Raw genomic sequence first — 26093 nt, forward strand, 5'->3', positions numbered from 1 at the left:
TCTATCAGATCCCTCTGACCCGTCTTTCGCGCTTCCCGGCTTTCAGGAGGCTTTTCACCGGACCCGACCTGACGGCCCGTCCGACGTTTCAAACCTTAGCCGATCCCCGCTCCACAAAGCGAATCCCGGCCGCTATCCAGAAAAACACACAACAATTCGCACCGAGCCGCGACAAGGCGCGACCCAGCCCGAACAGAAGAAGTGGTGTTTCAGAGGATTGGCCACCTCGGGACCGTCCGCGCCGATGCGTGTCCGGTGCTCCCTGCCAGGCAGCTCGAAGAACTTTAGACCTCTGCTTCGGTCGAGTCAAGGAGCGGCTCGGGGCTCACGGCCGGCGGGACGTGGAAGGCGAGGACCGCGACGTCGTCGTCGTGCTCAGAGGTGACACCCATGGCTCGGAGCAGGCGGGCGCACACGATCTCCGGGTCGCCGATGGCGCCGCCGAGAGTGCGGGCCAGCAGGTCGAGGCCCTGGTCAATGTCCTCGTCGCGGCGTTCGACCAGGCCATCCGTATAGAGGACACCGGTCGTGCCGGGGAGGAGGCGGAGGGTGTGGGAGTGGTGGCTACCACCGCCGGTGCCCAGTGGTGGGCCGTTCTGCTCCTCGCCGCGCAGGACGGTGCCGTCGGGGCAGCGCAGCAGTAGGGGGAGGTGGCCGGCGGAGGCGTAGAGGAGGGTGCCGGGGGCCGGGTCCCAGACGGCGTAGGTGCAGGTGGCGATCTGGTTGGCGTCGATCTCCATGGCGAGGCCGTCGAGCAGGGTCATGACTTCGTGCGGCGGCAGGTCGAGCCGGGCGTAGGCACGGACCGCCGTACGCAGCTGGCCCATGACCGCGGCGGCGCGTAGGCCCCGGCCCATGACGTCACCGATGACGAGTGCGGTCCGACCACGTCCGAGGCCGATGACGTCGTACCAGTCGCCGCCGACCGCGGCGTCGGCTCCGCCGGGCTGGTAGGTGGCGGCGACCCGGAGGTCGGCGGGCTGTTCGAGTTTCTGCGGGAGCAGGCTGCGCTGCAGGGTGACCGCGGCCTCCCGCTGACGGCGCTCGGCCTCGCGGACGCGGCTGGCGGCCTGGACCTGGTCGGTGACTTCAGCGGCGAAGACCAGGACGCCGACCGGGGCCGGCCGCCCTTCCGGAGATGCCTTCGACTGGGATGTCCTCGCCGGGGACGCCTTCTCCTCTCCGCCGCCCAACGGTACGCAGGAGATGTTGTAGTAGCGGTTGCCGCTGAGGCCGAGGATGCAGCGGGCCTTGACGCTGCGCGGCCGACGGCTGCGGATGACCTGGTCCAGAAGTGGGAGCACCCCGAGCGCGGTGAGCTCGGGAAGGGCTTCGCAGGCCGGGAGTCCGTTGGCGCGCTCCCCGAAGAGCTCACGGTAGGCGCGGTTGGCGTAGCCGAGCTGGTGCTGCGGACCGTAGGTGACGGCGACCGGCGCGGGGAGCCGGGCGAGTACGTCCCGGAGGTCGTACAGGTCCTGGATGTCGCGCGGATCCAGCAGGCCGGGTGTCGCACTGGGGTCGCGGGGTGCCGGGACGGTGATCGGATCGCCGGGCGGGGTGGTGGGAGCGGCACGCCACGGGGCTCCGGTGAGCCGGGCGCTCCAGCGCATGAGGTTCAACTCGGCCGCTTCCTCGGTCAGTTTCCAGACGGACAATCACACTTCGTGCGTACATCGACACGCGTCGTGATGACGCGGTTGGGCAGATCCTGTCAGGCCGGGACCCGGTTTCGGAAGTCGTATGACCATTGCGGCGCGTACGGCCCGCCACGGGGCCGCCACACGAGAAGGGTGGCGCAGATCAGCAGACCGGTTCCGCCGCCGGTCGATCGCCGGCTCCGCCGACAGCGCGGCCGGAAATGTGAACGACGGACCGGTCCAACGGATCTACGGCCCGGGGCACGCCGATCGACTCGCCCGGCCGGGACCGGGTGCGGCGGAGCGGTCCGACCGGTCTCAGTGCTCCCGGAAGCCCGCCTCGAACTCCGCGCGCGGGTGCTCGATCGAACCGAGCGAGACCACTTCCCGGTTGAACAGGCCACCGAGCAGCCAGTCGGTCAGCACCCGCACGCGCCGGTCCAGGCTGGGCAGCCGCTGGAGATGGCGGGCCCGGTGCAGCCACCAGGCCCGACGGCCGGTGAGGTGGCCGCGTTTGGTGCGCGCGACGCCCCGGCGCAGGCCGAGAGAGGTCGAGCAGTCCTGGCGGGCTGGCCGGTAGGGCTGCTGCGGACGGCCGGCGAGCGCGGCGGCGAGGTTCGCAGCCAGCAGCTCGGCCTGCGCCATCGCGTGCTGGGCGTTGGGGGCGCAGGGTTCCCCGACCGCAAGGTCGACGGTGCGGTCGGCGGGGGCGCCGACGGCGGAAGCCGGCACGGCCGCGCAGTCGCCCGCGGCCCAGGCGTCCGGGAGCGGGGTGCCGTCGGAGCCGGTGATCTGGAGCGTGGGCAGGCAGCGGACCCGTCCCACGGCGTCCAGCGGGAGGTCGGTCTCGCGGAGGAACGGCGCCGGCCGGACGCCAGCCGTCCAGACCAGGGTGCGGGCGGCGAAGCGGCTGCCGTCGGAGAGGGTCATCACCCGGTCCGCGGCGGAGTCGAGGGTGGTGCCCAGGTGTACGTCGACGCTCCGGTCGCGCAGTTCGGCGAGGGTGTGGGCGGCCAGTTCCGGGGACTCCTCGGGGAGGATCCGGTCGGTCGCCTCGACCAGCACCCAACGCAGGTCCTCGACGGCCAGGTTGTGGTAGGCCTTGACGGCGTAGCGGGCCATGTCCTCCAGCTCGGCGATCGCGCCGACGCCCGCGTACCCCGCGCCGACGAAGACGAAGGTGAGCGCCGCCTGGCGGAGGGCCGGGTCCCGGGTGGAGGAGGCGAGGTCGAGCTGTTCCAGCACGTGGTTGCGCAGGCTGACGGCCTCTCCGACGGTGGCGAAGCCGAGGCCGTGCTCGGCGAGGCCCGGGACGGGCGCGGTGCGGGAGACCGCACCGGGCGCCACCACCAGCAGGTCGTAGGCGAGTTCGGCGGGAGCGCCGTGCTCGCCGCGTGCGGCGGTGTCGATCCAGGCCCGGCGCGCGGCGTGTTCGATCCGGGTGACCCGGGCGGTGAGGACCCGGCAGTGCGGCAGCAGCCGACGGAGCGGTACGACCACGTGCCTCGGGTCGATGGAGCCGGCCGCGACCTCCGCCAGCAGCGGATGGTAGGTCAGATAGGGTTCCGGCTCGACCACGGTGATCTCTGCCCGGCGGTCGTTGAGTTGGGGCCTGAGCAGCTGCTGGAGACGGAGTGCGGCGGACGTTCCGGCGCAACCGCCGCCGACGATCAGGATCCTGATGAGGACACCTCCTGCCGATTGGCTGCCGATGTGACCTGATTCCCCGATCCATGACGCCCTGTGGGGAGGGTTTTGTCCACAGGCCGTGCCGGAAGTGGTACGGAATGCTCCGTTACGGATGGGCGAGATCTGTCCTGGCATCCGGTTTTAGGGCCACTTCTCCCCCGAACTTCCTTGAACTATGGTCGGATTGTGCGCCAGCCCGGAATCGGCCGACGCCAACCACCGTGATGGCCGACTGCGTCAGGGCCAACCGGGGAAGGGTGATCCAGGAAGGCCGCCCTGTCCCGGGCGGCGGAACTGCGCGCACCGGGGGGTGCGAACTGGCCAGGCAGCGACGCCCGATGCCGGGCGCCTGCGGGGGGAGGTTTTGGGATGACGGATCAGGAACGAGTGCTCGGCCACCAGGTGGCGCCGGGAACCGGGGACGGCAGCGGCGGTCTCGACGGCACCGGTGGTCTCGGCGGAATCTCTTCGGGCTGGGCCGGCCTGCACAGCGCCGGGCAGGACCCTGGCGGTAGCGGTGCACCGGACGGCCCCGGAGGGCTCGGCACGGCCAGCGGTGTCGTGCCCGAGCAGCGCGGGCCCGGCGCACGCGAGTTGTGCGGCTCCGCCGCGCACGGCGTACAGGGCGCATACGGTACGCAGGGCGCGTACGGCGCAAATGACACCACAAGCGCCCCGGGCGTACACGGCGGTTACGGCGCATCCGAGGACTCACCGCGCGCCGGCGCCCCCTCCCGGCTACGGGTGGACGCCCGCCGGAACCTGGAGAGCGTGCTGCGCGCGGCCCGCCAGGTCTTCGGCGAACTCGGCTATGACGCACCGATGGAGGAGGTCGCCCGGCGGGCGGGGGTCGGGGTCGGCACGGTGTACCGGCGGTTCCCGAGCAAGGAGGTGCTGGTCCAGCGGATCGCGGCCGAGGAGGTCACGTGGCTGACCGAGCAGGCGCGCGAGTCGCTGTACGGGAGCGCCGGGCCGTGGGAGGCACTGGCCGGCTACCTGGCGCGAGCGGTCGGTTCGGGCGCCGGCCGGCTGCTGCCGCCCTCGGCGTTCCGCTACGCGGAGGAGCTCGGCAAGTCACCCGCACCGCACGCGTCCGAGCAGCGGCTGCCCGAGCACACCGCGCCGGAGCAGTACTTCGCCGAACAGCGGCTCGGCACCCCGGGCTTCCCGCCCCCGCAGGGCATCGAGGCAGCGCACCCGGGACCGGACGGGTTCGGGACGAAGGGCTTCGGAACGCAGAGCCCGGTCCGGCCGGGCTTCGGTGCTCAGGGCGGCGGCGAGCGCCGCGTCGGGGAGTTCGGGTTCACGGAGCCGTGGGTGCCCGAGCAGCGCGCGGCGGAGGCCGATGCCCACCCGGCCCACGACGCCGACCCCAGGCTGCTGTTGCACCTGCTGGCGGCGCTGGTCGCACGGGCCGGTGCGGCGGGTGAACTGCGGCCCGGAGTCACGGTGTCGGACGTGGTGCTGGTGCTGACCGCAGCCGTACCGGTGCATGTGAGCCAGGGCCATCCGGCCCCGGGCGCGGCGGCCCTCTCCGGCGGTCTCGGCTCCGGCGGTCTCGGCTCCGGCGGTCTCGGCTCCGGCGGTCTCGGGTCCGCAGGTGAGCGCGGCACCGGCGCGCGCGAGCCGGACGGCCGGGCGGCCGGGGAGTTGACGGAGGATTCCCCAGGTGACCGGCTGCTGCAAATCCTGTTGAACGGTCTACGGGCCCGCTGACACGCCACAGTTCCTACCCGAACACACCCACCGAAGGCGGCCCGGAACGGTGGGGCGCGGACGGTCGGCTACCGGTGGCCGCCGCACTATGCCATTCTTTGGCCGTGGTTGGAGCCATTGTCCCGTTGCGTACAGTTCGCCCGACTGTGGGTGACCAGGATGCGCCCTCGGATCAGCGCACCGTTCCCTGCGGTCGCGCCGGGGGGCACGGCTCACCGAACGGCGGCTCGCCGAGCGATGGCGGCGTCCGCGCCCTGGGCCGTGCCGAGCGCTGGAGGCCGCGTTGAGCGCCGAGGAGCAGAACGACCACGGCTACGGCCTCGACCTGCCGGGGCAGCCGTCGCAGCAGACCCCGCCCCAGTCGTCCCAGCCGCCCCAGGTGCCGAAGCCGGCACCGGAGCAGACGCCGCATCAACAGACTGGCCGGGTACCCGGCCATGGGGTCGGCGAGGTCCCGGACCAGGCCGGTGCGCCGATCCGGGAGTCGCTCTCCGGGCGAGTGCCCGGACAGGCACCGGCCGGGCAGGGCGGCGTCACCCCGGAGGCCTTCGTCGCCGGCGGCCGGGACCGGCGCACGCCCGCGGACGGTGTCACCCGCGCCGTGGTACCGGCCCCCGCCGACCCGGTGGACGGTGAACGGCCGCCCTCTGACGCCGAATTGACCACCCTGGTACGGGCCGGCGACGACGGCGCGTACCAGGAGATCTACCGGCGGCACGCCGACGCGGTGCGCCGCTACGCCCGGACCTGCTGCCGCGACAACTTCACCGCCGAGGACCTGGCGGGAGAGGCCTTCGCCCGCACCCTGCAGGCCCTGCGCTCGGGCAAGGGCCCGGACTTCGCGGTCCGCGCCTACCTCCTGACGGCGGTCCGGAACGTCGCCACCGCCTGGGCGCGCAGCGAGCGGCGCGAGCAACTCGTCGACGACTTCGGCGCGTTCGCACAGACCTCCCCCGCCACCGTGGACCTCGACCTGGCCGACCCCGGCGCGGACGCCTGGGCGATGGCGATGGCCGACCAGCGGATGGTCATGCAGGCCTTCGTCGGACTCCCCGAGGACGACCGGGTGGTGCTCTGGCACACCGAGGTCGAGCGCGAGTCCCCGAAGACCGTCGCGGTGATGCTCGGCAAGACCGCCAACGCCACGGCGGTCCAGGCACACCGGGCCCGCGACCGGCTGGCCGCCGCCTTCCTGCAGGCGCATGTGTCGGGCAGCCAGACCCGGGACTGCGAGACGTACGCCAGCCGGCTCGGCGCGTACGCCCGCGGATCGCTGCGCAAGCGGGGCGCGGCGGAGGTGGGCAGGCACGTCCGGGAGTGCGACCGCTGCACGGCCGCCTACCTCGAACTGACCGAGATCAACACCGGGCTGCGGGCGATCCTGCCCGGCGGCGTACTGGTCTGGGTCGGGGCCGGGTACTTCACGGCGGCCGCGGCCGCGGTCGGCCTGGGCGCCGCCGGTGCGGCGACGGTGGCCGGCGGCGCTGCGGCCGGTGGTGGGGCCGGCACGGGGGCGGCGGGTACCTCGGGCGCAGCCGGAGCCGGTGGTGCCGCGGGCACCGCCGGGGCCGGCGGGACGTCAGGAGGCGGCGGAGGCGGCGGGGCTGCCGCCGGTGAGGGCCTCGGGGTGGTCGCCAAGGCGGGCATCGCCGCCGGGGTCGCGGTGGCCGCGGCCGCGGTGGCCGCCTACGCGCTGACCGACTCGCCCACGCCGAAGGAGCCCAAGGCCGCGCCGGCGGTCTCCTCGCCCGCGCGTCCGCCTGCGGCACCCAAGCCGAGCCCGACGCCGTCCGGCACTCCCTCGGCCCCGCCGGCGCCGGAGTCCACGCCCGCCCCCGTCCCCAGCCGGAAGGCGGCGGAACCCACGCCCCGGCCGAGCCGGGCCGCCGTCGCGACGCCGGCTCCCGGACCGAGCGTGGAGCGGTCGCCGAGCCCGCAGCGGCCGGCGTCGCCCACCCCGGCACCGTCCGTCCGACCGACCACGCCCCCGGAGGCACCGGAACCGACTCCGACTCCGACTCCGACTCCGGCTCCGACCGTCGAGCCGTCACCGCCGCCGTCGACCGACTTCTGGGTGAACGACCTCCCGTTCAGCCAGGGTTCGGACCGCCGGCCGTCGGCCGAGCCGAGCATCCGGGACGGCGCGACCGACTGGGTCTGGCAGCGCGACCAGGTCTGGATCAGCGGTCAGCGCTACCGGCACGGGCTGAGCATGCACCCGTTCTCGACGGTGACCGTGGACCTCAACCGCGGCTGCTCGTCCTTCCGGGCCGTCGCCGGTCTGGACGACCTCACCGCGCGGTTCGGGAAGGTCGTCTTCAGCGTCCAGGACCCGGACGGTACGACGCTGTGGCGCTCGGCCGAGTTCGCGCAGGGCGACGACCCCGTCCCGGTACGGGTCCCGCTGGACGGCCGGCGGACGATCCGGCTGGTGGTCACCCCGGTGCACGACGGCTGGGGGCTGCTCACCCTGGCGGACTGGGCCGACGCGCGGTTCAGCTGCGGCTGAGCACCCGGTCGGCCGTCAGATCGCGCAGGTGCCGTCCGCGCAGTCGGCAGTCCCGGCGGCATCCGACCGGGGCTGCACGGCCTCGGCGACGGCCTGCTCGGCAGCCTGCCCGGCCATCTGCTCCGTGACCTGCTCCAGGACCCGGAGGAAGGTGGACGCCTCCTGGCCGCCCTGGACGGCCCACCTGCCCTCGAAGACGAAGGTGGGCACGGCGGTGATACCGAGTGCACGGGCCTCGGCGAGCTGGGCGCGGACCTCGGCGGCGCCCTCGTCCCCCGCCAGGTAGGCGGACACCCGGGCACCGTCCAGGCCGGTTGCGACGGCGATCTCGGTGAGCCGCTCCCGGTCACCGACGTCCACGCCGTCGCTGAAGTGCGCCTTCAGCAGGCTCTCCTTGAGCTCGGCCTGCTTGCGGGCGCCGTACTCGGTCTCGGCCAGGTGCAGCAGCCGGTGGGCGAGGAAGGTGTTGACGTGCAGCGCGGCATCGAAGTCGTAGTCGATGCCGTCCGCCTTGCCGAGCTCGGTGACCCGCGCGTCCATCGCGACCGACTGCGGGCCGTAGCGCTCGGCCAGCCAGGCGCGGTGCCCGGTCGCCTGCTCGGGAGCGTCCGGAACCAGCTGGTACGGGCGGAAGACCACCTCGACCTCGTCCCCGCCCGGGAAGCGGTCGAGGGCCTGCTCGAAACGGCGCTTGCCGATGAAACACCAGGGGCAGGCGATGTCCGAGTAGATCTCGACCTTCATGACGTACGGCTCCTGTCGCGGGGCGGGGCTTGACCGAAACGGGTGAACCATCCGTGACCTGCGGGAATTCCCGCCCACTCCGGGAGTGTCCGGGAACCAGCGGGGCACGGGCGTCAGCGCGCCGGCGGCGCCGGGACCACCAGGACCGGGCAGGCCGCGTGGTGGACGGCCGCCGTACTCACCGATCCGAGCAGCAGCCGGGGGAAAGCGCCGTTCCCCCGGGCGCCGACCACCAGGGTGTGCTGGCCCGGGGTGCAGGACAGCAGTACCTCGATCACGCTGCCGAGCACCACGTGCAGCGAGAGCGCCCCCGTGTAGGGCCGGGTACGGGCCGCCTGGACGGTGGCGACGGACCTGCGCAGCCCGTCGGCCGTGCTGGCGGTCAGCCGCGTGACGCTCTCCCGCACCAGGTCGGCCATGCCCGGCGGGTAGCCGCCCGGGGACGGGTCGGCCACCGCCAGGACGTACAGCGGCAGGCCGAACAACTGCGCCTCCGTCATCGCGCGGTCCAGCGCCCAGAGCGAGCCGTCCGAGCCGTCGCAGGCGGCCAGCACACCGGGCGGATCGGCGGTGGGGGGCGCACCGAGCACCGGGAGGGGTTCGGGCACGCGGGCCTCCTCTGACGGGTTCCTCCATCATGCTCGACCGCCGCGAAGCCGGACGGAAGCACCCACCGGGGACTAGAAGGGGTATGCCGTCGAGCCGGGGGACCGGTGCCACGCTCCCGACGGCCCCCGCCTGCGGGGTGTGCCGTGCCGGTCGGTCAGGTCCGGTCAGGCCGGGCGCGGCAGGGCGGGCCGGTCGGGCTGGGGGAGGCCGGTCCAGCTGGAGCCGTGGCGGCGGGCGTGGACGCGGCGCAACCAGAGTTCGGTGGCCACCAGCTCGGCGAGGCCGGCCAGGGTGCCGGGCGGGAGGTCGGCCGACGGGTCGGCGGCGCGGGCGAGCGCGGCCCGGACGGCGGGCAGGTCGATCAGGCCGGCCTCGGCGAGCAGCGGGCTCTGGAAGAGTTCGCTGATCCCGTCGGCGGCCTGGCGCAGGCCGGTGCGGGCCGCGCCGGTTCGGTCCGGGCGCGGTCCCCGGCCCCAGTCGGCCGGCAGGTCGGTGCGGCCCGCGCCGGCCAGGACGGATCGCAGCAGGGCGTGCCGTGCGCCGGGCTGCAGCCGTATCCGGTCGGGCAGCAGCCGGGCGGCCCGCACGACCTGGTTGTCCAGGAAGGGCGCGTGCAGCCGCTGCCCGTGCTGTTCGGCGGCCTGCAGCAGGGTGCGGTACCCGGCGGCGTGCCGGTGCAGGGCGAGCCTGGCACGGCGGGCGCCGGGCTGTTCGGTGGGCACCGGGCCCCGGGCGGCGAGCCGCAGGCGCTGCGCGACGGCGGAGAGGGCGTCGTCGGAGAGGAAGCGTGCGGCCGGACCAGGGACGCACCAGGCGAGGTCGGCGGCCGAGCTCTCGCCTGCCGTCCGGCCCCGCCGGGCGGGGCGGCGGGCGACCAGCCGGACCGCGATGTCGTCGAGGGCCTCGGCGTACTGGGCCCTGGCCAGCCGGTGCGCGGCGCGCAGCACGCCGACGGGTGTGCGGACGGCGCCGTCGAAGGCGCCCGCGGTGGCGAGGTCGGTCCCGGCCAGTGCGGCCACCGGGGAGAGCAGTTCGCGGGAGCGACCGTCCCTGACCAGGTCGGCGAGCCGGGCCGGGTGGCCGTCGAGGACGTGCCGGGCGCCGTAGCCGGTGAGGTGGTCTGCGCCGCCGAGGCTGAACCGGCCGTCGAGGCGGGCGGTGGCGATCAGGGCGGGCCCGGGTTCGTCGGTGAGCGGTCCCGGCGGCGGGTCGCCGGGACCGGGCGGTGCGGTGGAGCCCGTCGGCTCGGCGCAGCCTGCCGTGGGTCCGGTGAGTCCGGCGTACGGGAGCACCGGGGGCAGCACGACATGGCGCAGGCGCGGGGCCTCCACCGCGAGCGCCACCTTGTGGTCGCCCACGCCGGTGCCTGCGCCCGCGCTCGTGCCGTCGGCCCCATCGGCCCCGTCGAGGCCGTCCTCGGCGACCGTGACGGCGGTGAGCGGTTCGCCACCGGGCTGCTCCCCGGCCTGCCGGCGGCTCACCGCGGCCGCCGGGCGGGCCCAGGAGCCCTTGACCGCGCCGCTCCGCGCGGCGGCAGCCGGGCGGGAGGGCCCAGGTCCGGCGGGGGCCGCGGAGGGCCCGATCGGTACGGCGGCGGCGAGCAGTGCGACGGTCGCGGAGGCGGTGCCGTACGAGAGGTCCACGCCGAGCCGGGGGCGGTCGCCGGGAGGTGTCGAGGTGCGTACCCGGCAGCGGACGGACTCCAGCAGCGCGCGGGTGAGTTCGCGCACTGCCGGTGCCTCCTCGCGCCGTCCGGGGGCGGGTTCCGGCTCGTACGGGGCGGTGTGGGGCCGCCCGCCGCGGATGCCCAGCACGTGGCCGGGCGGGACGCGTTGCACGCCCAGGTAGGGGGTGCTCGTACCGAGCGCCTCGGGCGATTCCGGGCAGGCCAACCGGGCGGCGAGGTGGCCGGTGTCGATCGGAGCGCCGATCAGGTCGGCGAGGGGGAGAGCGGCGGTGGCGTACGCCGTCCCGCCGTACCAGGGCGCGTGGAACACCGGGAGTGCGCCGGCGAGGTCGGTGAGCACCAGGGTGCTGCGGGTGCCGGTGCGCAGCACCACGGTGTAGCTGCCGGGCCAGCTGGTGAGGTGGCGGACCGCGCCGCCGCGGGCGGCGGCCAGGCCGGCGGCGAGTTCGGCGTCGGAGGCGGCGCAGTGGCCGACGACCGCGAGACGGGTGGTGGCCGGGGTGTCCTCCTCGGTGGCCTCGGGTGCGCTCGGAGCACTGGTGACCACGACCGGCGCGCCGGGCCTGAGGGTGACCAGGCGGATCTCCTCGGGACGCCAGTCGCCAACCGCCCAGAGCGGGTTGGGCCCGGACCAGAGGGTGGTGGCAGCCAGCGGACGGACGACACTCGGGGGCGCGGAGGCCGCGGTGTGTGCCGTGGCGGCAGGCGGGAGAACGGGAGTTGAGGGTATGCCCGTTCCTGATGCGCCAACGGACGTGCGTGCCGTGGAACGCGCCTGCGTTCCGCTACCGGGTGCCTGGCGCACGCCACGTACCGCGGCAGCGCTCACCGTGGACGCGCTCCCGCTCCAGCCCGTGAGCCACCGCATCACGCCTCCGCCTGACGAGGAACCAGGTACGCCGTTCCACCGCCAGACGTCGACGCACCGTCTGGAGAACATGGTGCCACCGGATCCATCCGGGTTGGCCGCCGTCGCCCGCAGAACACCCTGGAGCGGGACGTGGGGCCTGTCCGAAAGGGACGGGGAGCGGGCCGGGCCTCCCCCTCCGTGGCCCGGAACCGCCCTCGCGCGGCCTTCTGGCATGGACATCGACGGATGGCCGAAAGGCGTCGCACTGCCCGGGAGGGCATCCGCATGCCCTCCCGGACCCACCACCGCCCGCGGGGATGGAGGCGGCGGCGTCCCCCGGCCCGCCGGGTCCTCGACGACGGGCCGACCCACGGACACCAGCGAATCGCCCACCTGCCGCTCCGGCCAAGGGGCACAGCCGGGCGCACGTCTGCACAGGACCGGAGCACGGCGATCCGCGGCGTGCGGCCCCCGGTGCCGGGCCTGCGGCGGGCCGCCCCGGAACCGCCGCCGACAGTGCGTGATCCCGCCATCCGGAATGCAGGCTCTTAACCCTCGGAACCCGGACGACTACTCTAGGTGCAAGCACCGTCCAGGCTCAGTGCACCGCTTTTCCGCACCCCGAGCGGACTTCACCACGCCGCGTCGGCCCCACCCACCGCCGCGGCCGACGGAAGTCGCCCCCGAGCCACCCCGGCACCGCGGCAACCGCACCGCCGGGAGCACCATCGAGGAGCCGCCCGAGTACCGCCCGCACGGCGCCGGTTGACCGGCGGGGAGCACCGGGCACTACTGAAGTACCACCGAAGCACACCGCGAAAAACCACCGAAGCCCAGCCGCCGCACGACGCCGCCAGGGGGTGCCGCCGCCACCATGACCATCAGCTCACGAGGGCCGAACGAACGGCTCGGCGCGCTCCTCACCCTCGCCCAGATCAGCAACGCCGGCCTCGCGCGCCGGGTCAACGACCTCGGCGCGCAACGCGGACTGACGCTTCGCTACGACAAGACCTCGGTCGCCCGCTGGGTCGGCAAGGGCATGATCCCGCAGGGCCCGGTACCGCATCTGATCGCCTCCGCGATCGGCAGCAAGCTCGGCCGCCCCGTCCCGCTCGACGAGATCGGCCTGGGCGACACCGACCCGACCCCCGAACTCGGCCTCGCTTTCCCGCGCGAGGTGCCGGAGGCGGTGCGCTCCGCCACGGACCTGTGGCGGGTCGACCTGGACCTGCGTCGCGGCCCCGGCGGCGGCCGGTGGAGCGACAGCCTGGCCGGAACCTTCTCGGTCGCCGCGTACGCCACCCCGGTCTCGCGCTGGCTGATCACCCCGGCCGACGGCTCGGTGGCCCGCGAGGCGCGGACCCCGGACCTGACCGGCTACCGGGTGGGCCACTCGGACGCCGCCAAACTGCGCGAGGCGGCCCAGGAGGCCCGTCGCTGGGACTCCAAGTACGGCGGCGGCGACTGGCGTTCCTCGATGGTGCCGGAGTGCCTGCGGGTGGAGGCGGCGCCGCTGCTGCTGGCCTCGTACAGCGACGCGGTCGGGCGGGCGCTGTTCGGCGCGACGGCCGAACTCACCCGGCTGGCCGGGTGGATGGCCTTCGACACCGGCCAGCACGAGGCCGCCCAGCGGTACTACATCCAGGCGCTGCGGCTCGCCCGCGCGGCGGCCGACGTCCCGCTCGGCGGCTACGTGCTGGCCTCGATGAGCCTGCAGGCCAGCTACCGGGGCTTCGCCGAGGAGGCGGTGGACCTGGCCCAGGCCGCGTTGGAGCGGAACCGGGGGCTGGCGACCGCCCGCACCATGAGCTTCTTCCATCTGGTGGAGGCACGGGCCCAGGCGAAGAGCCGCAACGCGCAGGCGTGTGCGACCGCGCTCGCAGCGGCGGAGGGCGCACTCGAACGCTCGCGCTCCGGTGATCCCGATCCGGCGTGGATCGACTTCTACGCCTACGACCGGCTGGCCGCCGACGCCGCCGAGTGCTTCCGCGATCTCGGAGTCCCTTCCAAGGTCCGGCAGTTCACCCGCGAGGCGCTGGCCCGTCCGACCGAGGGCTTCGTCCGCTCCCATGGCCTGCGGCTGGTGGTCTCGGCGATGGCCGAGGCCGAGGCGGGCGACCTGGACGCCGCCGTCGCCGCCGGCGAACGCGCGGTCGAGGTGGCCGGCCGGATCTCCTCGCAGCGCAGCCGCGACTACGTGGCGGAGCTGCTGCGCCACCTCGAACCGTTCCAGGACGAGCGCAGGGTGCGGGAGTTGGCCGAGCGGGCGCGACTGGTGCTGGTGGCGCCGGCGTAGTGTCGTGTTTACGGGAACAACTCGGCTTGCTTATCAGACTCTGGTCGACCGCTCGGGTTCGATGTTCGACCGGCCGAGCGCCCAGACCCAGCTCAACCGGGCCGACTCGGCGGCGATCTTCGGCACCGCGTTCAAGATCCGGGCCGAGCGGGCCGACCTGGTGGAGTTCGGCAGCACCAGCCGACCGGTCGAGGTGCGGCGCGGCGAGCCGGACGTCCGGGTGCTGGAGCGGTTCCACAGCCTCGGCGGCACCAACACCGCCGAAGCCGTCGCCGAGCACTACGCGGGCCACGACCGGGTGGTGGTGATCACCGACGAGCAGGCGTACGGCAGTTGGGGCGGCGACCCGCTGGCTCCCGTGCCCGACGAGGTCCCGCTCTACACCTGGAACCTCGCCGGTTACGCCACCGGCCACGGCCCGTCCGGGACGGGCAACCGGCGCACCTTCGGCGGGCTCAGCGACGCGGCGTTCCGGCTGATCCCGCTACTCCAGGCCGGCCGCGACGCCGACTGGCCGTGGCTCCAGGCCTAGGCACATCGGGACACCCTCCGAGGCACACCCGGACGCTCCCCGAGGGCAGCGGGGCCGGGAGCCGCACGGCTCCCGCCCCCCTGGTGATCGCCCGCCGCCCCTGGGAACATCGCTGCCACGGGCACCTGGGCGGCGGGTGCCGGGGGAGGAAGAAGGTGCTGCTGTGGCGTACGACTTCGATGTGACGGTGGTGGGCGGCGGGATCGTCGGACTGTCCACCGTGTACGCGCTCACCCGGCAACGGCCGGATCTGCGGGTACTGCTGCTGGAGAAGGAACCCGGCTTCGCCGCCCACCAGACCGGTCGCAACAGCGGGGTCATCCACAGCGGCGTGTACTACCGGCCCGGCTCGCTGAAGGCCAGGTACGCCACCCTGGGCGCCGCGGAGATGGTGGAGTTCTGCCGTGCGCAGGGCCTCCCCTACGAGGTCACCGGCAAGCTGATCGTGGCCACCGGACGCGAGGAGCTGCCCCGGCTGCACGCCCTGGCGCGGCGCGGCCGGGAGAACGGCATCCCGGTCACCGAACTGGACGCCGCCGGGATCACCGCGTACGAGCCCGAGGTGACCGGCATCGCGGCGCTGCGGATCGGCACCACCGGCATCTGCGACTTCCCGGCGGTCGCCCGGCGGTACGCGGCGCTCGCCGAGGAGGCGGGCGCGGTGCTGCGCACCGGCTGCGGGCTGGAGGGGGTCGAGCGGCGCACGGACGGGATCGCCGTACAGATCGAAGGCGGTGCGGAACTGCGCACCGCGGTGCTGGTCAACTGCGCCGGGCTGCACAGCGACCGGATCGCGCGGATGGCCGGGGACGACCCCGGGGCGCGGATCATCCCGTTCCGCGGCGAGTACTACGAACTCACCAAGGAGCGGCGGGAGTTGGTCCGGGGACTGGTGTACCCGGTGCCCGATCCGGCGTTCCCCTTCCTCGGCGTGCACCTCACCAGGGGTGTGCACGGCGACGTCCACGTCGGCCCCAACGCCGTCCCCGCGCTGGCCCGCGAGGGTTACGACTGGCGGACGGTCCGGCCGCGCGACCTCGCCGAGACGGTCCGCTTCCCCGGCACCTGGCAGATCGCGCGCCGGCACTGGCGGTACGAGCTCGGTGAACTGCACCGCTCGCTCTCCAAGCGGGCGTTCACGGCCGCCGTGCAGCGGCTGCTTCCGGCGGTCACGGCGTCCGACCTGGTGCCGACCACGGCCGGGGTGCGGGCGCAGGCGGTGGCCGGGGACGGCTCACTGCTGGACGACTTCGCCTTCGCCGGCTTCGACCCGGACGACCCGTCCTCGCCCCGGCGCACCGTCCATGTGCTCAACGCGCCCTCGCCGGCCGCCACCGCCTCGCTGCCGATCGGCCGCGAGGTCGCCCGCCGGGCGCTCGCCGCCCTGGAGCGGGAGGACTGAGTTCCCAACGACGGGACGGGGGCAGGACCGGGCCGGGACAGGGACAGGACCGGGACAGGGACAGGACCGGGACAGGAACAGGGGCGGGGACGGGACCGGGGCACTTCGCTCGCCCCTGGGGTTCCCGGGCGCACCCCCGTAGAATGGGGCGATTGTGACTGCCACCGCCTCCAGTACCCAGCCCTCCCCGTCCGCCCGGCTCTCCGCCGCTCCGGCCGCGTACCCCGCGCCGATGTACCCGCACAAGGCCACCGAGGCCCAGCACAGCGAGCGCCGGATCCGCAGCTTCCAGCCCCGCCGGGGCCGGATGACCAGCGCTCAGGCCAGTGCGCTGGACCGGGGCTGGGAACGGTACGGCCTGGCGATCGACGGCAGCCCGCTCGACCTCAGCAGCCTGTTCGGCGACCTGCCGGTCACCCTGGAGATCGGCTTCGGCATGGGCGAGACCACCGCCACGATGGCCGCCGCCGATCCGGCGACGGGCATCCTGGCCGCCGACGTGCACACCCCCGGCCACGGCAACCTGCTGCAGATGCTGGAGCGCAACGGCTCGGAGAACGTCCGCCTTGCCGCCGGCGACGCGGTGATCCTGCTGCGCGACATGCTGCCGGACGCCTCGCTGGCCGGCCTGCGGGTCTACTTCGCGGACCCGTGGCCCAAGCCCAAGCACCACAAGCGCCGCCTGGTCCAGCCGCACTTCCTCGACCTGGTGCTCCCCCGCCTGGCGCCCGGCGCGCTGGTGCACTGCGCCACCGACTGGGAGCCGTACGCCGAGCAGATGCTCGCCGTGCTCTCCGCCTCGCCGGAGCTGGAGAACCTGCACCCCGAGGGCGACGGCACCGGCTGGCTGGAGCCCGCCGACCATCCCGCGGGGAGCGTGCCGGGTTACGCGCCGAGGCCCGAGTGGCGTCCGGTCACCAAGTTCGAGCGCGCCGGGATGGCCAAGGGCCACGTCGTGCACGACCTGCTGTTCCGGCGCCGCTGAGACCGGCCCGACAACCGGGACCCGACGACCAGTACCCGACGGCGGGTACCAGCAGCGGATACCGACAGCTGGTACCGATCTAGAGGTTCCGGCAGGTCCCGACGAGGGGGCCGGCAGCAGGTCCCGACCGCGGGCCCGACGGCGACACCTGACGGCAGGCCCCGGCGACAGGCTCCGGCCACGCCGAACTCCCGGACGGCGACGCCGCGATCACGGCGTCGGCACCCCGAGCAACCCGAAGCCCCGTCACCCGTGGTGACCCTCCCGACACCGATCGTGCCGGGAGGCTCCCCGGAACCGCGCCGTTCCCCTACCCTTTCCGGGTGAGCAGTCCGTCCAGCGACGGCCCATCCCCCGACGCAGCGCCCCCCGCCGCAGCCGCCTCCCCCACCCTGGCCGCTGCGCCGGACGCCGCCGAACCACCCGGGTCCGCCGCCAGCGCGTCCGCGCACTCCGCCGGCACCCGACCGATCCCGGGGCCCCGGGTGCGACGGGCCGACCGACTGCTGGCCTGGCCCCCGTACGTCCGGCTGGAGAACCTGCTCCGGCGGGCCGCCGAGCTGCGCTACCCCGCGCTCTCGTCCGCGCTGGCCGCCGTCGCGCTCGCCGCCTGCGGCGTGCTCATCCTGGAGCTGGTGCACCGGCAGACCGGCACCACCGGACTGCTGGTCGGCCTCGGGCTGGCGCTGCTGCCACTGCCCTTCGTGCTGGGCGCGCTCGCCTGGCTCAACCAGACCGCCCGGGTGCCGTTGCGGCACACCCTGTTCTGCCTCGCCTGGGGCGCCTTCGCGGCGACCACCGTGGCGATCATGGCGAACGGCTGGGCCAGCGACTTCCTGATCGCCCACCAGGGCAGCGCGCGCGGCGAGACGATCGGCGCCGAGTTCGCCACCCCGCTGATCGAGGAGAGCGCCAAGGGCGCCGCCCTGGTCATGCTGCTGCTCCCGCTGCACCGGCGGCTGCGCTGCCGAGCCGAGCGCACCTGTGCCGTTCTGGCCCGGCGGTCCCCGGCGCCGCTGCGCCGCTCGGTGCGCCGCCTGCGCAACGCACCCCGGCTGCGCCGGTACCTGCGTCCGCTGCCGTACTTCCGTCCGGTCACCTACCACGGCCCGCACCCGCGCGACGGGCGGCGGCGGGCCCGCTCCAGTCCGCGCACCCTGGCCGCAGGGGTGGTCCTCGGCGGGGCCACCGCCTGCGGCTTCGGGTTCACCGAGAACGCCCTCTACCTGGGGCGGGCCTTCACCGACGACCAGCAGACCAGGCTGGACGGCATCGGCCTCGGCGAGCCGCCCAGCCTGCGGGACTTCGACACCACCGTGCACACCTTCGTCCTGCGCGGGCTGCTCTCCCCGTTCGCCCACCCGCTGTTCAGCGCCCTCACCGGGCTCGGCATCGCGATCGGCCTGACCACCGGCCGCCGCTGGGCGGCCCGGCTGGCCGCACCGGTCGGATTGTTGCTGGCGATGGCCCTGCACGGCGTCTGGAACGCCGCCGCCGGGCTCGGCACCCACGGCTTCCTGCTGGTGTACGGGGCGGTGATGGTGCCCGCTTTCGTCGCCCTGGTCTGCTTCGCGGTCTGGGCCCGGGCCCGGAGCCTGCGGATCGGCCGGCACCCGGACCACCCGGCCGGCGATCCGGCTGCCGGGCGCTCGGCCAGACGGGGGAGGGCCGCATGAGCCACCCGCGGCCGGGACCGTGACAGAACCGATTTCCCTTATCGGCGGCTCTCCCGTACTGTTGTGTTCACCGACGCGGGGTGGAGCAGCTCGGTAGCTCGCTGGGCTCATAACCCAGAGGTCGCAGGTTCAAATCCTGTCCCCGCTACTCAGTAGCCAGAAGGCCCGGCAGATTCGTCTGCCGGGCCTTCTGCGTTCCCCGCTCCGCTTCTCGCCGCGCCCCGCTCCGCACTCCTGCGCGGATAATCCGTTGCCTCTGATCTTCGGCCTGCCTATCGTTGGGCTCAGAACACGGAAGGAGGTGATCCTGAGTTGAGTACACACGCTACTGCGCACGTAGGCGCGTCTGACTCGCTCTGGCGCGCCTCCGTGGCGGCCGCCTACTAGGTTCGGCCCCCGCGGACGCGTTACCGCGCAGATGTTGTCGTTCCCCCGGGAGACCCTCAGAGCGAGGCCCCGGGGGTTCGGCATTTCCGGCCTGAGTTGGATTCGATCCGGTGATCCCAATCTGTGGAACGTTAGGATCACCCGAAGGCGAGCCGGGAAGACTGGTCGGCACTGTGATCCACCATGCGCCACTGCCCGGGAGCCCCCAGATGACCAGACACCTCCGCCGAGTGCTTCTGGTCGCCGGTCTCGCCCTGGCGGTGGTGCTCTCCTGGGCGTCCGTCCGGATCGCGCACCAGAGCTGGGCCAGGAACACCCTGCTGATCACGGGCCCGTGGCTGCTCCTACTGCTGCTCACCCAGCTGCGGGCCTCGGCCCGGGAGGTCCGCCGACGCTTCAGGGACCGGCCGTACTCCCGGCCCGGCAAGCGTTAGACCGCCTCCTGAACCCCGCCACACTCCCTGTCCGGCTCCGTCGATGACCGCTACAGTCACTGCGACTCACGGGTGAATCGGGGGAGGCCGTCGGTGATCGGTTCGGAGTCCGGGTCGGTGTCAGGTGCGATGCCCAGGCCGAAGGCCGGTGCGCGCCGCAGGGCGGTCGGCCGCGGGTACGGAGGTTACGAGCACGGACTCGCCCCTCAGGTGCGGTACGGCCTGGGCGGCGTGGTCGCCGCCGGCCTGGCCGGGCTGGCGCTCTGCTCGGCGGCGAGCGGGCACTGGATGGGGATGCTCGGCGGGGGCCTGCTGGTGGCCGCGATGTCCACGGCCGTCGGCGGCGGGCTGGGCTTCCTGTTCGGTATCCCGCGCCTGCTCAGCAGCGGCGCGGCCGCGCACCCCGGCGATCTGAGCGCCACCTCCACCGCGAGCTATGCGCCGAACACCAACCTGGAACTTGACCAAGATCCTGCTGGGTGCCGGGCTGACCCAGCTCGGCGCGGTGCCGCACCGGCTGCGGCAGTTGGGCGACGCCCTGGCGCCGCTGGTCGGGGGCGGGAACGGCGCGTCCGTGTTCGTGGACGTGGTGGTGGTCTACTTCGGCGTGCTCGGGTTCCTGTCCGGGTGGCTGCTCACCCGGCTGCTGCTGGCCCGTGCGCTCTCCACCGCCGACCGGCAGACCCTGGCGGACTCGGTGGCCCAGACCTCCAACTCGGCGAGCAACCTCGACTACACCTCGACCGAGGTCCGGAAGATGTTCGACACCGGGGTGGAGGGTCTGCGTGTACAGGCCCTCGCCCTGCTCCAGGGCAAGCCCGACCCGGCCAACCTCGATCTGATCATCCGGGCGGTCGACCGCAACCTCTCGCCGTTCGAGCTGCTGCAGGCGCTGCTCGCCGCCCGGGAGATCGCCACCGGCGGGACGTTGACGGACGAGCAGCGGGCGATGCTGCGGGAGGCGGTCGACTACAAGCTGCGCAACGTGCGGGCGGTGCCGCCGTACTCGCGGCGGCGCGTGGTCGGCGAGGAGATCCTGCGACTGCTGGCCACACCCGCGACCGGGACCGGAACCGCCGGAACGGGCACCCCCACCGTGCCGACACCTGCGACCGGAACCGGAACGGGCACGGGCACGGACGGGACCGCGGCCGGGGCACAGGCGGCACAGGCTTAGCCTGCCCGACCGGCCCGGCGGCCGTGACCGGCCGGCCCGCGCTCAGCGGTCGGAGAGCAGGCCCCGGATGGCCGCCCGGCTGACGCCGTTGAGCGCGCGGACCAGGCCCGCGGCGAGGTAGAGGAACGCGATGCCGAGGAGCGAGACGCCCGCGATCTGCCAGGCCGAGGTTATGTAGTACTCGTAGTGGCCGCTCTCGGTGGTGAAGTCGACCAGCCGCATGCCCGGCCAGCCCAGGTACTTGCGGAACACCCAGTGGTAGGCGGGGTAGAGCGCGAGCGACCAGCCGACCGCGAGGAAGACCGTCGAGACCACGAAGCTCAGGATGCTCCAGGGGAACATCACCACCTGGTACAGCGCCGCCTTCCAGCCCGCCGGGTCGGCCAGCCGAGCGGTGATCCGGCCCCAGAAGCCGGGGCGGCCGGGCCGGACCGGGGCCGGCCCCGCTATCTCGGCGCCGAGCAGCGTACGGGCCCGGTGACGCTCCAGGGCCCCGAGCCCGCGGGCGCCGGCGAGCAGCAGCGCGAGCACCGGCAGGCCCAGTGCGGTGACCACCAGACCGACACCGGCGCTGAAGAAGGCGGTGACGAAGCTGAAGCCCACCGCGGCGAGGGGCAGCGAGGTCAACGCGAAGCCGACCTGCCGCCAGGTGGCGGCGGTGACCGGGGCCAGCCAGAAGGACCCCCGCGGCCCGGCGCCGTCCCACGAGGGGCGGCCGGCGGTGCCGTGGATGCTGTCGGTGGCGGTGCTGCTCATCGCGGTCCCCCTGGTGTCGTCCGTGCTCACACCTCAACGGTGTCAGTTCCGGGCCGCCGCCGTAATGCAGCCCACTGCCGGATCGGGGGTGGGGTTGTCCCTACCCCCGTCCTGGAGCGGGCGACACCCACTCGTCGTCCAGCAGCGAGAACAGCAGCGAGTCGTGCCAGGTGCCGCGCAGCCACAGGTCGTGCCGGATCCGGCCCTCCGGCTGGAAGCCGGCCTTGGTGAGCACGCGGACGGAGGCGGTGTTCTCCGGGTCGACCCGGGCGGCGAGGCGGTGCAGTCCGAGGGTCCGGAAGCCGAACTCGCATAGCAGCGCGGTGATTTCACTCGCGTACCCGCGGCCCCAGGTGTCCGGGCGCAGCGCGTAGCCGAGGGCGGCGGAGCGGTGGTCGCCGAGGTCGAGGACGGCGGTGCCGATCGGCGTGGCGCACTCGGGTTCGTCGTCGGCGAGCACGGTGACGGCGAGCCGGTAGACGGTGCGCGGCTCGGCCTCGGCCTGTTCGACGTAGAGCTCGATCTGGTCGGCGCACGTCTCACGGTCGCGCGGTTCGAAGGGTAGGTACCTGGCGGCCTCCGGGTCGCCGAAGACGGCGTGCAGGGCGTCCACGTCGCGGGGCGTGTGGTGGAACTCGCGGAGGGCGAGGCGCGGGCCGGCCAGCAGCACGGCCCGTCCCGGCCCGGCCGGTCCCGGTTCTGGCTCCATGCCGTCCGACCCTACAGCGGGCCCCGGCCACGGGTGCGGCGCCCGCACGGAGGCCGTACCCCCGGGCACCGGCTACGGTACGTAGCGTGAACCACGATCTGCAGCTCACCCCGGGTACCCGCACCACCGATCTGCTCGCCTGGGCGGCCGAGCACGGGTACGAGCCGGTGCCCGAAGAGGCGCTGCGGACGGTGCTCACCCTGCTGGAGCTCGGCGACGCACCGATGCACGAGGGCTTCCCCGAGCTGAGTTCGCCGCTGCTGGAGCAGCTGCTGTACGAGCAGCTCTACCTGTACGTACAGCCCGCGGCCGAGCCGGAGGCGTACGGGCGGGCCGTGCGACTGCTGATCGATCATCAGCGGGCGGCCCGGCGACTGAACGCCAAGCGGCACGCCAGGCTGCACGCGGAGGCCGAGTGGCAGGGCGAGCTGCTCTGCGACCTGCTGCGCCGGCCGCACCTGCTGACCTGGCCCCGGCTGTACACGCTGCTGCTGCGCGCGGACGGTGTGGACGTCGGCGACGCGGCGGCCGTACGGGTCTGGCTGGAGGAGTTCCGCGCGCTGACGGAGGACCAGCGGATCGCGCGCTTCGCCTGGCTGGAGGAGCTGGGGCCGATGGAGCCGGTGCGGGGGGACGAGGGCTGGAACCGGGCGCGGGTGCTCTCGGTGGGGATGGCCACCGACGGGGCACGACTGCTGCTGGAGAACCGGCTGATGCAGCGCAGCTACCGCAACCTGGCCGGGCGGAACGCGCTGGGCCTGCCGATGCCCGACGAACTCGCCGGTGACTTCGAGAGCTTCGAGGCGGCGGTGGCGGCGGAGGCGCTGCGGCTGTGCGGGGAGTGGACGGTACCGGGGCTGCCCGAGCTGCTGGTGACGGAGTTCGCGGACCTGGCGCCGGAGCCGGAGACGGCGGAGATCGAGGAGTACGTGGCGGGCACGGACGCCTGACCGGCCGGCCGCCGTACGCCCGGCGACCCGCCGCACCGTGCCCCGGCACCAGGGTGCACCGGGCCCGGCCGGGGGGCCGGGGCACGCCCGGCGGCCTGGGGCCGTTACGGCTGGAGGCCGTGGGAGTGGAACCAGGCCAGCGGGTCGACCGGGGCGCCCCCGGCGGGGCGGACCTCCAGGTGGACGTGGGGGCCGAGGGGCACGCCCGACGGCAGGCCGCGGGAGTGCCCGGTGGCGCCGACCCGGCCGAGCTGGGTGCCCGCGGTGACCCGTCCGGACACGGCGGAGATGGCGGAGAGGTGGCAGTACCAGATCTCGGTGCCGTCGGGCAGGGTCTGGATCACCCGGTAGCCGTACGCGCCGGACCAGCCGGCCGCGGTGACGGTGCCCGCACCGACGGCGGTGACCGGGGTGCCGGTGCGGGCGGCGAAGTCCAGGCCGGTGTGCGGCTGGGACCAGTGCGAACCGGCCTGGTCGAACCGCGCCGCGAGCGTGTGGCCGTCGACCGGCGGCCGGAGGGTGCCGAGCCGGGCGCGCTCCTCGACGGCCTGGGCCTCGGCCTGCTGGACGGCCCGCTTGGCCTCGGCCTCCTGGGCGGCGGCCAGCCGGGCGGCCTCCTCCGCGCTGGTGCGCTCTCCGTCGGCCTGCTGCTGGATTCGGGCGGTGAGGGTGAGTCCGGGGTCGGCGGCCAGGACGTGGTCCGAGGCCGTGTCGGGGACGGAGAAGGCCGGCGCGGGGGCGGGCGGCTGGGTGGCGGTGGCCGCGGCGGCCGGTCCTGCGGTGGCGAAGCCGGTGGCGCCGAGTCCGGCGGCCATCGCGGTCACGCCGAGCAGCGAGCCGCTGCGCGACTGGCGGGGCATCCGGTGCCGGGCCGCACCGTCGGCGTCGGCGGCCGGTTCCGGCGGAAGGTCGAGCAGCTGGGTGCCGACCCCGACGCTGCCGACCCCGAGGTTGGCAGGGCTGTGCGACAAGGACGCCACCGGGCGCGCTCCTTTCCTTCCTTCGCGCCGACCGGGTTAGCTGACGGGTTCGGAGCAGGAAGGTCTCCTACGAGTGGGCGGGCCCACCCGATTCACCCCAGGAACGTGGTTCCCCGGCTCCCGGACCCACCCACGGGGCGGATCTTGGGGATTGGGCGACGGCGCACGGTGCCGTTCGGGTACGGCGTTGCCGACCGCGCTGCGTTATCAAACGTTAATCCGAGAAGGCCATGATTCCAAGCTGCACGCCTGGTGAAGTCCTTGGCTCCTGAGGCGCAATGGGCGATTTGTGACTATTGACCAGATCGCCCCATGACAGCCCGTTATCCACCAGGGGAATCAGCCCTGGGCCCGGCGGTCCCGCTCGGCGAAGGTCGTACCGGCGATCGCCCAGTTCTCGCGCGGCACCTCCTCGATCGCCACCCAGATGCTCTCCGGCTGCACGCCGGTCGCCCGGGCGTACGCCTCGGTGAGCTCGCGGGCGATCTCGGCCTTCTGCTCCTCGGTGCGGCCGGCCAGCTGCTTGACGTTGATGAACGGCATGACGGCCCCTCAGGTTCGGGTTCGGCGGTCAGCCGCACCGTATCGCACGACCCCGGAGCGCCAATGCCCGGAAGGCCCCGGACGGCGAGCACCCCGCCGGAGTCCGCGAGTGCAGTCACCGCAGTCACCGCAGCCCCTTGACGGCTAAAGCTATTAGCCATAGCTTTTTGGCTACAGAAAGCAGCGACACCACTGCGGAGGCTCACCATGCCCGGCACCCAGCACCCCGACACCCGGTTCCTCGACGTCCCCGGCGGCAGGATCGCGTTCGACGACAGCGGCACCACCGCCGGCGGCGCCCCCGTGGTGCTGCTGCCCGGGATGCTCGAATCCCGTGCCCTGTACCGGCTCCTGCGGCCGCTGCTCACCGCGGCTGGCCACCGGGTGATCACCATGGACCCGCGCGGCTTCGGCGAGTCCTCGATCGCCTGGGACGACTACTCCCCCGGTGCGGTCGCGCACGACGTGCTCGCCCTGCTGGACCACCTGGGCGTCGCACGGGCCGTCCTGGTCGGCCACTCGTACACCTGCGCCACCGTGGCCAAGGCGGCCGGGGCCGCTCCCGAGCGGGTCGCCGGGATCGCGGTGATCGACGCCTTCTTGGAACACTCGCCGAACGCCTTCCAGCGGGCACTGATGAAGGCACTGGCCCCGCTGGTGCTGGCCTTCCCCGGCATATGGGGCTCCGCCCAGCGGTACTACTACCCCTCGCGCAGGCCCGTCGACTTCGAGAGCCACCGGGCCCACCTGGTGGCGGCGCTGCGCACCCCCGGCCGGAAGGCCGCCACCCGGGGCCAGCTGGAAGGCGACTCCATCGCCGCCGGGTCGGCGGCGGCGGTACGCTGCCCGGCCCTGGTGATCATGGGCAGTAAGGACGTCGACTTCCCCGACCCGGCCGCGCTCGCCGACCGGCAGGCCGCCGCACTGAGTGGCCGTAAGGTGATGATCGACGGTGCCGGGCACTACCCGATGGCGGAGTTCCCCGAGGCCACCGCCGACGCCCTGCTCCCCTTCCTGCACGAGGTCGCCTGATGCCCCGGGTCGGACTCACCCCCGCCGCCGTCGTGGGCCACGCCCTCGAACTGATCGACGAGGAGGGCCCCGAGGCCCTCACCCTGGCCGCCGTGGCCGCCCGCGCGGGCGTCGCCACCCCGTCCCTGTACAAACACGTCAGCGGCGGCCTGGCCGAACTGCGCCGGCTGATCGCCGTCCGGGTCACCGAGGAACTGGCCGAGCAGCTGGCTGCGGCGGTGCTGGGGCGCAGTCGGGACGAGGCGGTCGAGGCCCTGCTGGCGGCCTACCTGGACTACGCGGGCCGCCACCCGCGCCGGTACGCCGCGCTGCCGCAAGCGCCCCAGGAGGACGAGGACCTGCAGTACGCGGCCGGCCGGCTGGTCGGGGTGATCCTGGCGGTGCTGCGCGGATACGGCCTGGAGGGCCCGGAGGCGATCCACGCGGCGCGTACCGTGCGCTCGATGGCCCACGGCTTCGCCTCGCTCTGCGCCGGCGGGGCCTTCCAGTTGACCGAGGACCTGGCGGTGACCCGGGAGCGGCTGATCCGGGTGCTGACCGAGGGGCTGCGGGCCTGGCCCGCCTGAATGCGGCTTCAGGGAGGGCGGCGGCTTGACGCCGACCGGGCCCGGGGCACAGGGTGGCCCAACGGGGCGGAGCCGTGCGGCGGTTCACCGGCGGGGGCCTGCCGGAAGGAGCCCGCAGCGGGTCGCGTACCGTGGCAGGGCCGATCCGGACGGACGCCGCGCACGCATCGGTGCGGACCCGGGGATTCGAGACCGAACTGTCGCACACCGCCGGTCGCACCGGCGGT

21 protein-coding genes, 1 tRNA gene, 1 pseudogene and 1 riboswitch are annotated in these 26093 nt (G+C 74.1%); of the genes and pseudogenes, 13 read left to right on the forward strand and 10 right to left on the reverse strand.

The window, feature by feature from the left end:
• Positions 1 to 335 precede the first annotated feature (335 nt).
• Both ACZ5ON_RS09340 and ACZ5ON_RS09345 read right to left on the reverse strand, forming a co-directional pair.
• A pseudogene (locus ACZ5ON_RS09340) lies at positions 336 to 1619 on the reverse strand (PP2C family protein-serine/threonine phosphatase); the annotation flags it as partial.
• A gap of 336 nt (positions 1620 to 1955) precedes the next feature.
• Positions 1956 to 3314, reverse strand: coding sequence for an NAD(P)/FAD-dependent oxidoreductase (locus ACZ5ON_RS09345; protein ID WP_465588674.1), 1359 nt, complete (start codon positions 3312 to 3314; stop codon positions 1956 to 1958).
• Positions 3315 to 3695: 381 nt separating this feature from the next.
• Here ACZ5ON_RS09345 and ACZ5ON_RS09350 point away from each other — a divergent pair, with 381 nt between their 5' ends.
• Together ACZ5ON_RS09350 and ACZ5ON_RS09355 are read left to right on the forward strand one after the other, a co-directional pair.
• Entirely contained in the window at positions 3696 to 5042 is a 1347-nt protein-coding gene (locus ACZ5ON_RS09350; RefSeq protein ID WP_465587974.1) for a TetR/AcrR family transcriptional regulator, read from the forward strand.
• Positions 5043 to 5325: 283 nt separating this feature from the next.
• Positions 5326 to 7551 carry a sigma-70 family RNA polymerase sigma factor gene (locus ACZ5ON_RS09355; RefSeq protein WP_465587977.1) on the forward strand — a complete coding sequence of 742 codons (2226 nt, stop codon included), beginning with the start codon at positions 5326 to 5328 and terminating at the stop codon, positions 7549 to 7551.
• A 15-nt stretch (positions 7552 to 7566) separates the two neighbouring features.
• Here ACZ5ON_RS09355 and ACZ5ON_RS09360 read toward each other — a convergent pair whose 3' ends face one another.
• The 3 genes from ACZ5ON_RS09360 to ACZ5ON_RS09370 form a co-directional block, all read right to left on the reverse strand.
• The gene (locus tag ACZ5ON_RS09360; RefSeq protein WP_465587980.1) at positions 7567 to 8295 is read right to left on the reverse strand and encodes a DsbA family oxidoreductase; all 729 of its coding nucleotides are present in this window, start codon (positions 8293 to 8295) and stop codon (positions 7567 to 7569) included.
• A gap of 113 nt (positions 8296 to 8408) precedes the next feature.
• Positions 8409 to 8903 carry a universal stress protein gene (locus ACZ5ON_RS09365; RefSeq protein WP_465587983.1) on the reverse strand — a complete coding sequence of 165 codons (495 nt, stop codon included), beginning with the start codon at positions 8901 to 8903 and terminating at the stop codon, positions 8409 to 8411.
• A 165-nt stretch (positions 8904 to 9068) separates the two neighbouring features.
• A complete protein-coding gene (locus ACZ5ON_RS09370) occupies positions 9069 to 11138 on the reverse strand; it encodes an asparagine synthase-related protein (protein ID WP_465587986.1) in 2070 nt (689 codons plus the stop codon).
• Positions 11139 to 12315: 1177 nt separating this feature from the next.
• On the opposite strand from ACZ5ON_RS09370, the gene ACZ5ON_RS09375 reads away from it, so the two are divergent.
• From ACZ5ON_RS09375 to ACZ5ON_RS09405, 7 genes are all read left to right on the forward strand, one after another.
• Positions 12316 to 13737 (forward strand): MFS transporter, encoded by a 1422-nt coding sequence (locus ACZ5ON_RS09375; RefSeq protein WP_465587989.1) that lies wholly within the window; start codon positions 12316 to 12318, stop codon positions 13735 to 13737.
• A 61-nt stretch (positions 13738 to 13798) separates the two neighbouring features.
• Positions 13799 to 14269, forward strand: coding sequence for a hypothetical protein (locus ACZ5ON_RS09380; RefSeq protein WP_465587992.1), 471 nt, complete (start codon positions 13799 to 13801; stop codon positions 14267 to 14269).
• A gap of 163 nt (positions 14270 to 14432) precedes the next feature.
• Positions 14433 to 15671: an L-2-hydroxyglutarate oxidase gene (gene lhgO / locus ACZ5ON_RS09385; protein ID WP_465587994.1), complete on the forward strand. Its 1239-nt coding sequence runs from the start codon at positions 14433 to 14435 to the stop codon at positions 15669 to 15671.
• Positions 15672 to 15825: 154 nt separating this feature from the next.
• Positions 15826 to 16656, forward strand: coding sequence for a tRNA (guanosine(46)-N7)-methyltransferase TrmB (trmB, locus tag ACZ5ON_RS09390; protein ID WP_465587997.1), 831 nt, complete (start codon positions 15826 to 15828; stop codon positions 16654 to 16656).
• Positions 16657 to 16979: 323 nt separating this feature from the next.
• The gene (locus tag ACZ5ON_RS09395) at positions 16980 to 18332 is read left to right on the forward strand and encodes a PrsW family intramembrane metalloprotease (protein WP_465588000.1); all 1353 of its coding nucleotides are present in this window, start codon (positions 16980 to 16982) and stop codon (positions 18330 to 18332) included.
• Between the two features lie 74 nt (positions 18333 to 18406).
• A tRNA-Met gene (locus ACZ5ON_RS09400) sits at positions 18407 to 18480 on the forward strand.
• Positions 18481 to 18928: 448 nt separating this feature from the next.
• Positions 18929 to 19153, forward strand: coding sequence for a hypothetical protein (locus ACZ5ON_RS09405; protein ID WP_465588003.1), 225 nt, complete (start codon positions 18929 to 18931; stop codon positions 19151 to 19153).
• 206 nt (positions 19154 to 19359) lie between these two features.
• Here ACZ5ON_RS09405 and ACZ5ON_RS09410 read toward each other — a convergent pair whose 3' ends face one another.
• Positions 19360 to 19575, reverse strand: coding sequence for a hypothetical protein (locus tag ACZ5ON_RS09410; RefSeq protein WP_465588006.1), 216 nt, complete (start codon positions 19573 to 19575; stop codon positions 19360 to 19362).
• Between the two features lie 38 nt (positions 19576 to 19613).
• Here ACZ5ON_RS09410 and ACZ5ON_RS09415 point away from each other — a divergent pair, with 38 nt between their 5' ends.
• Positions 19614 to 20330, forward strand: a complete 717-nt coding sequence (locus ACZ5ON_RS09415) for a hypothetical protein (protein WP_465588009.1) — start codon at positions 19614 to 19616, stop codon at positions 20328 to 20330.
• Between the two features lie 42 nt (positions 20331 to 20372).
• Here ACZ5ON_RS09415 and ACZ5ON_RS09420 read toward each other — a convergent pair whose 3' ends face one another.
• Positions 20373 to 21116, reverse strand: a complete 744-nt coding sequence (locus ACZ5ON_RS09420; RefSeq protein WP_465588012.1) for a sensor domain-containing protein — start codon at positions 21114 to 21116, stop codon at positions 20373 to 20375.
• A gap of 70 nt (positions 21117 to 21186) precedes the next feature.
• The gene (locus ACZ5ON_RS09425) at positions 21187 to 21795 is read right to left on the reverse strand and encodes a GNAT family N-acetyltransferase (RefSeq protein ID WP_465588016.1); all 609 of its coding nucleotides are present in this window, start codon (positions 21793 to 21795) and stop codon (positions 21187 to 21189) included.
• A gap of 86 nt (positions 21796 to 21881) precedes the next feature.
• Here ACZ5ON_RS09425 and ACZ5ON_RS09430 point away from each other — a divergent pair, with 86 nt between their 5' ends.
• Complete coding sequence (locus ACZ5ON_RS09430; protein ID WP_465588019.1) at positions 21882 to 22745, forward strand: hypothetical protein; 864 nt, start codon at positions 21882 to 21884, stop codon at positions 22743 to 22745.
• A 104-nt stretch (positions 22746 to 22849) separates the two neighbouring features.
• Here ACZ5ON_RS09430 and ACZ5ON_RS09435 read toward each other — a convergent pair whose 3' ends face one another.
• Both ACZ5ON_RS09435 and ACZ5ON_RS09440 read right to left on the reverse strand, forming a co-directional pair.
• Complete coding sequence (locus ACZ5ON_RS09435; RefSeq protein WP_465588023.1) at positions 22850 to 23725, reverse strand: M23 family metallopeptidase; 876 nt, start codon at positions 23723 to 23725, stop codon at positions 22850 to 22852.
• Between the two features lie 11 nt (positions 23726 to 23736).
• Positions 23737 to 23893: riboswitch (cyclic di-AMP (ydaO/yuaA leader) on the reverse strand.
• Positions 23894 to 24064: 171 nt separating this feature from the next.
• Positions 24065 to 24268: a tautomerase family protein gene (locus tag ACZ5ON_RS09440; RefSeq protein WP_465588026.1), complete on the reverse strand. Its 204-nt coding sequence runs from the start codon at positions 24266 to 24268 to the stop codon at positions 24065 to 24067.
• Between the two features lie 207 nt (positions 24269 to 24475).
• Between ACZ5ON_RS09440 and ACZ5ON_RS09445 the strand changes: the two genes are divergently transcribed.
• Positions 24476 to 25300: an alpha/beta fold hydrolase gene (locus tag ACZ5ON_RS09445; protein WP_465588028.1), complete on the forward strand. Its 825-nt coding sequence runs from the start codon at positions 24476 to 24478 to the stop codon at positions 25298 to 25300.
• Positions 25300 to 25866 carry a TetR/AcrR family transcriptional regulator gene (locus tag ACZ5ON_RS09450; RefSeq protein ID WP_465588031.1) on the forward strand — a complete coding sequence of 189 codons (567 nt, stop codon included), beginning with the start codon at positions 25300 to 25302 and terminating at the stop codon, positions 25864 to 25866. Before ACZ5ON_RS09445 ends, ACZ5ON_RS09450 begins: the two co-directional genes overlap by 1 nt.
• The last annotated feature ends 227 nt before the right edge of the window (positions 25867 to 26093 follow it).

The sequence above is a fragment of the Kitasatospora sp. NPDC032150 genome (genome assembly GCF_055579945.1).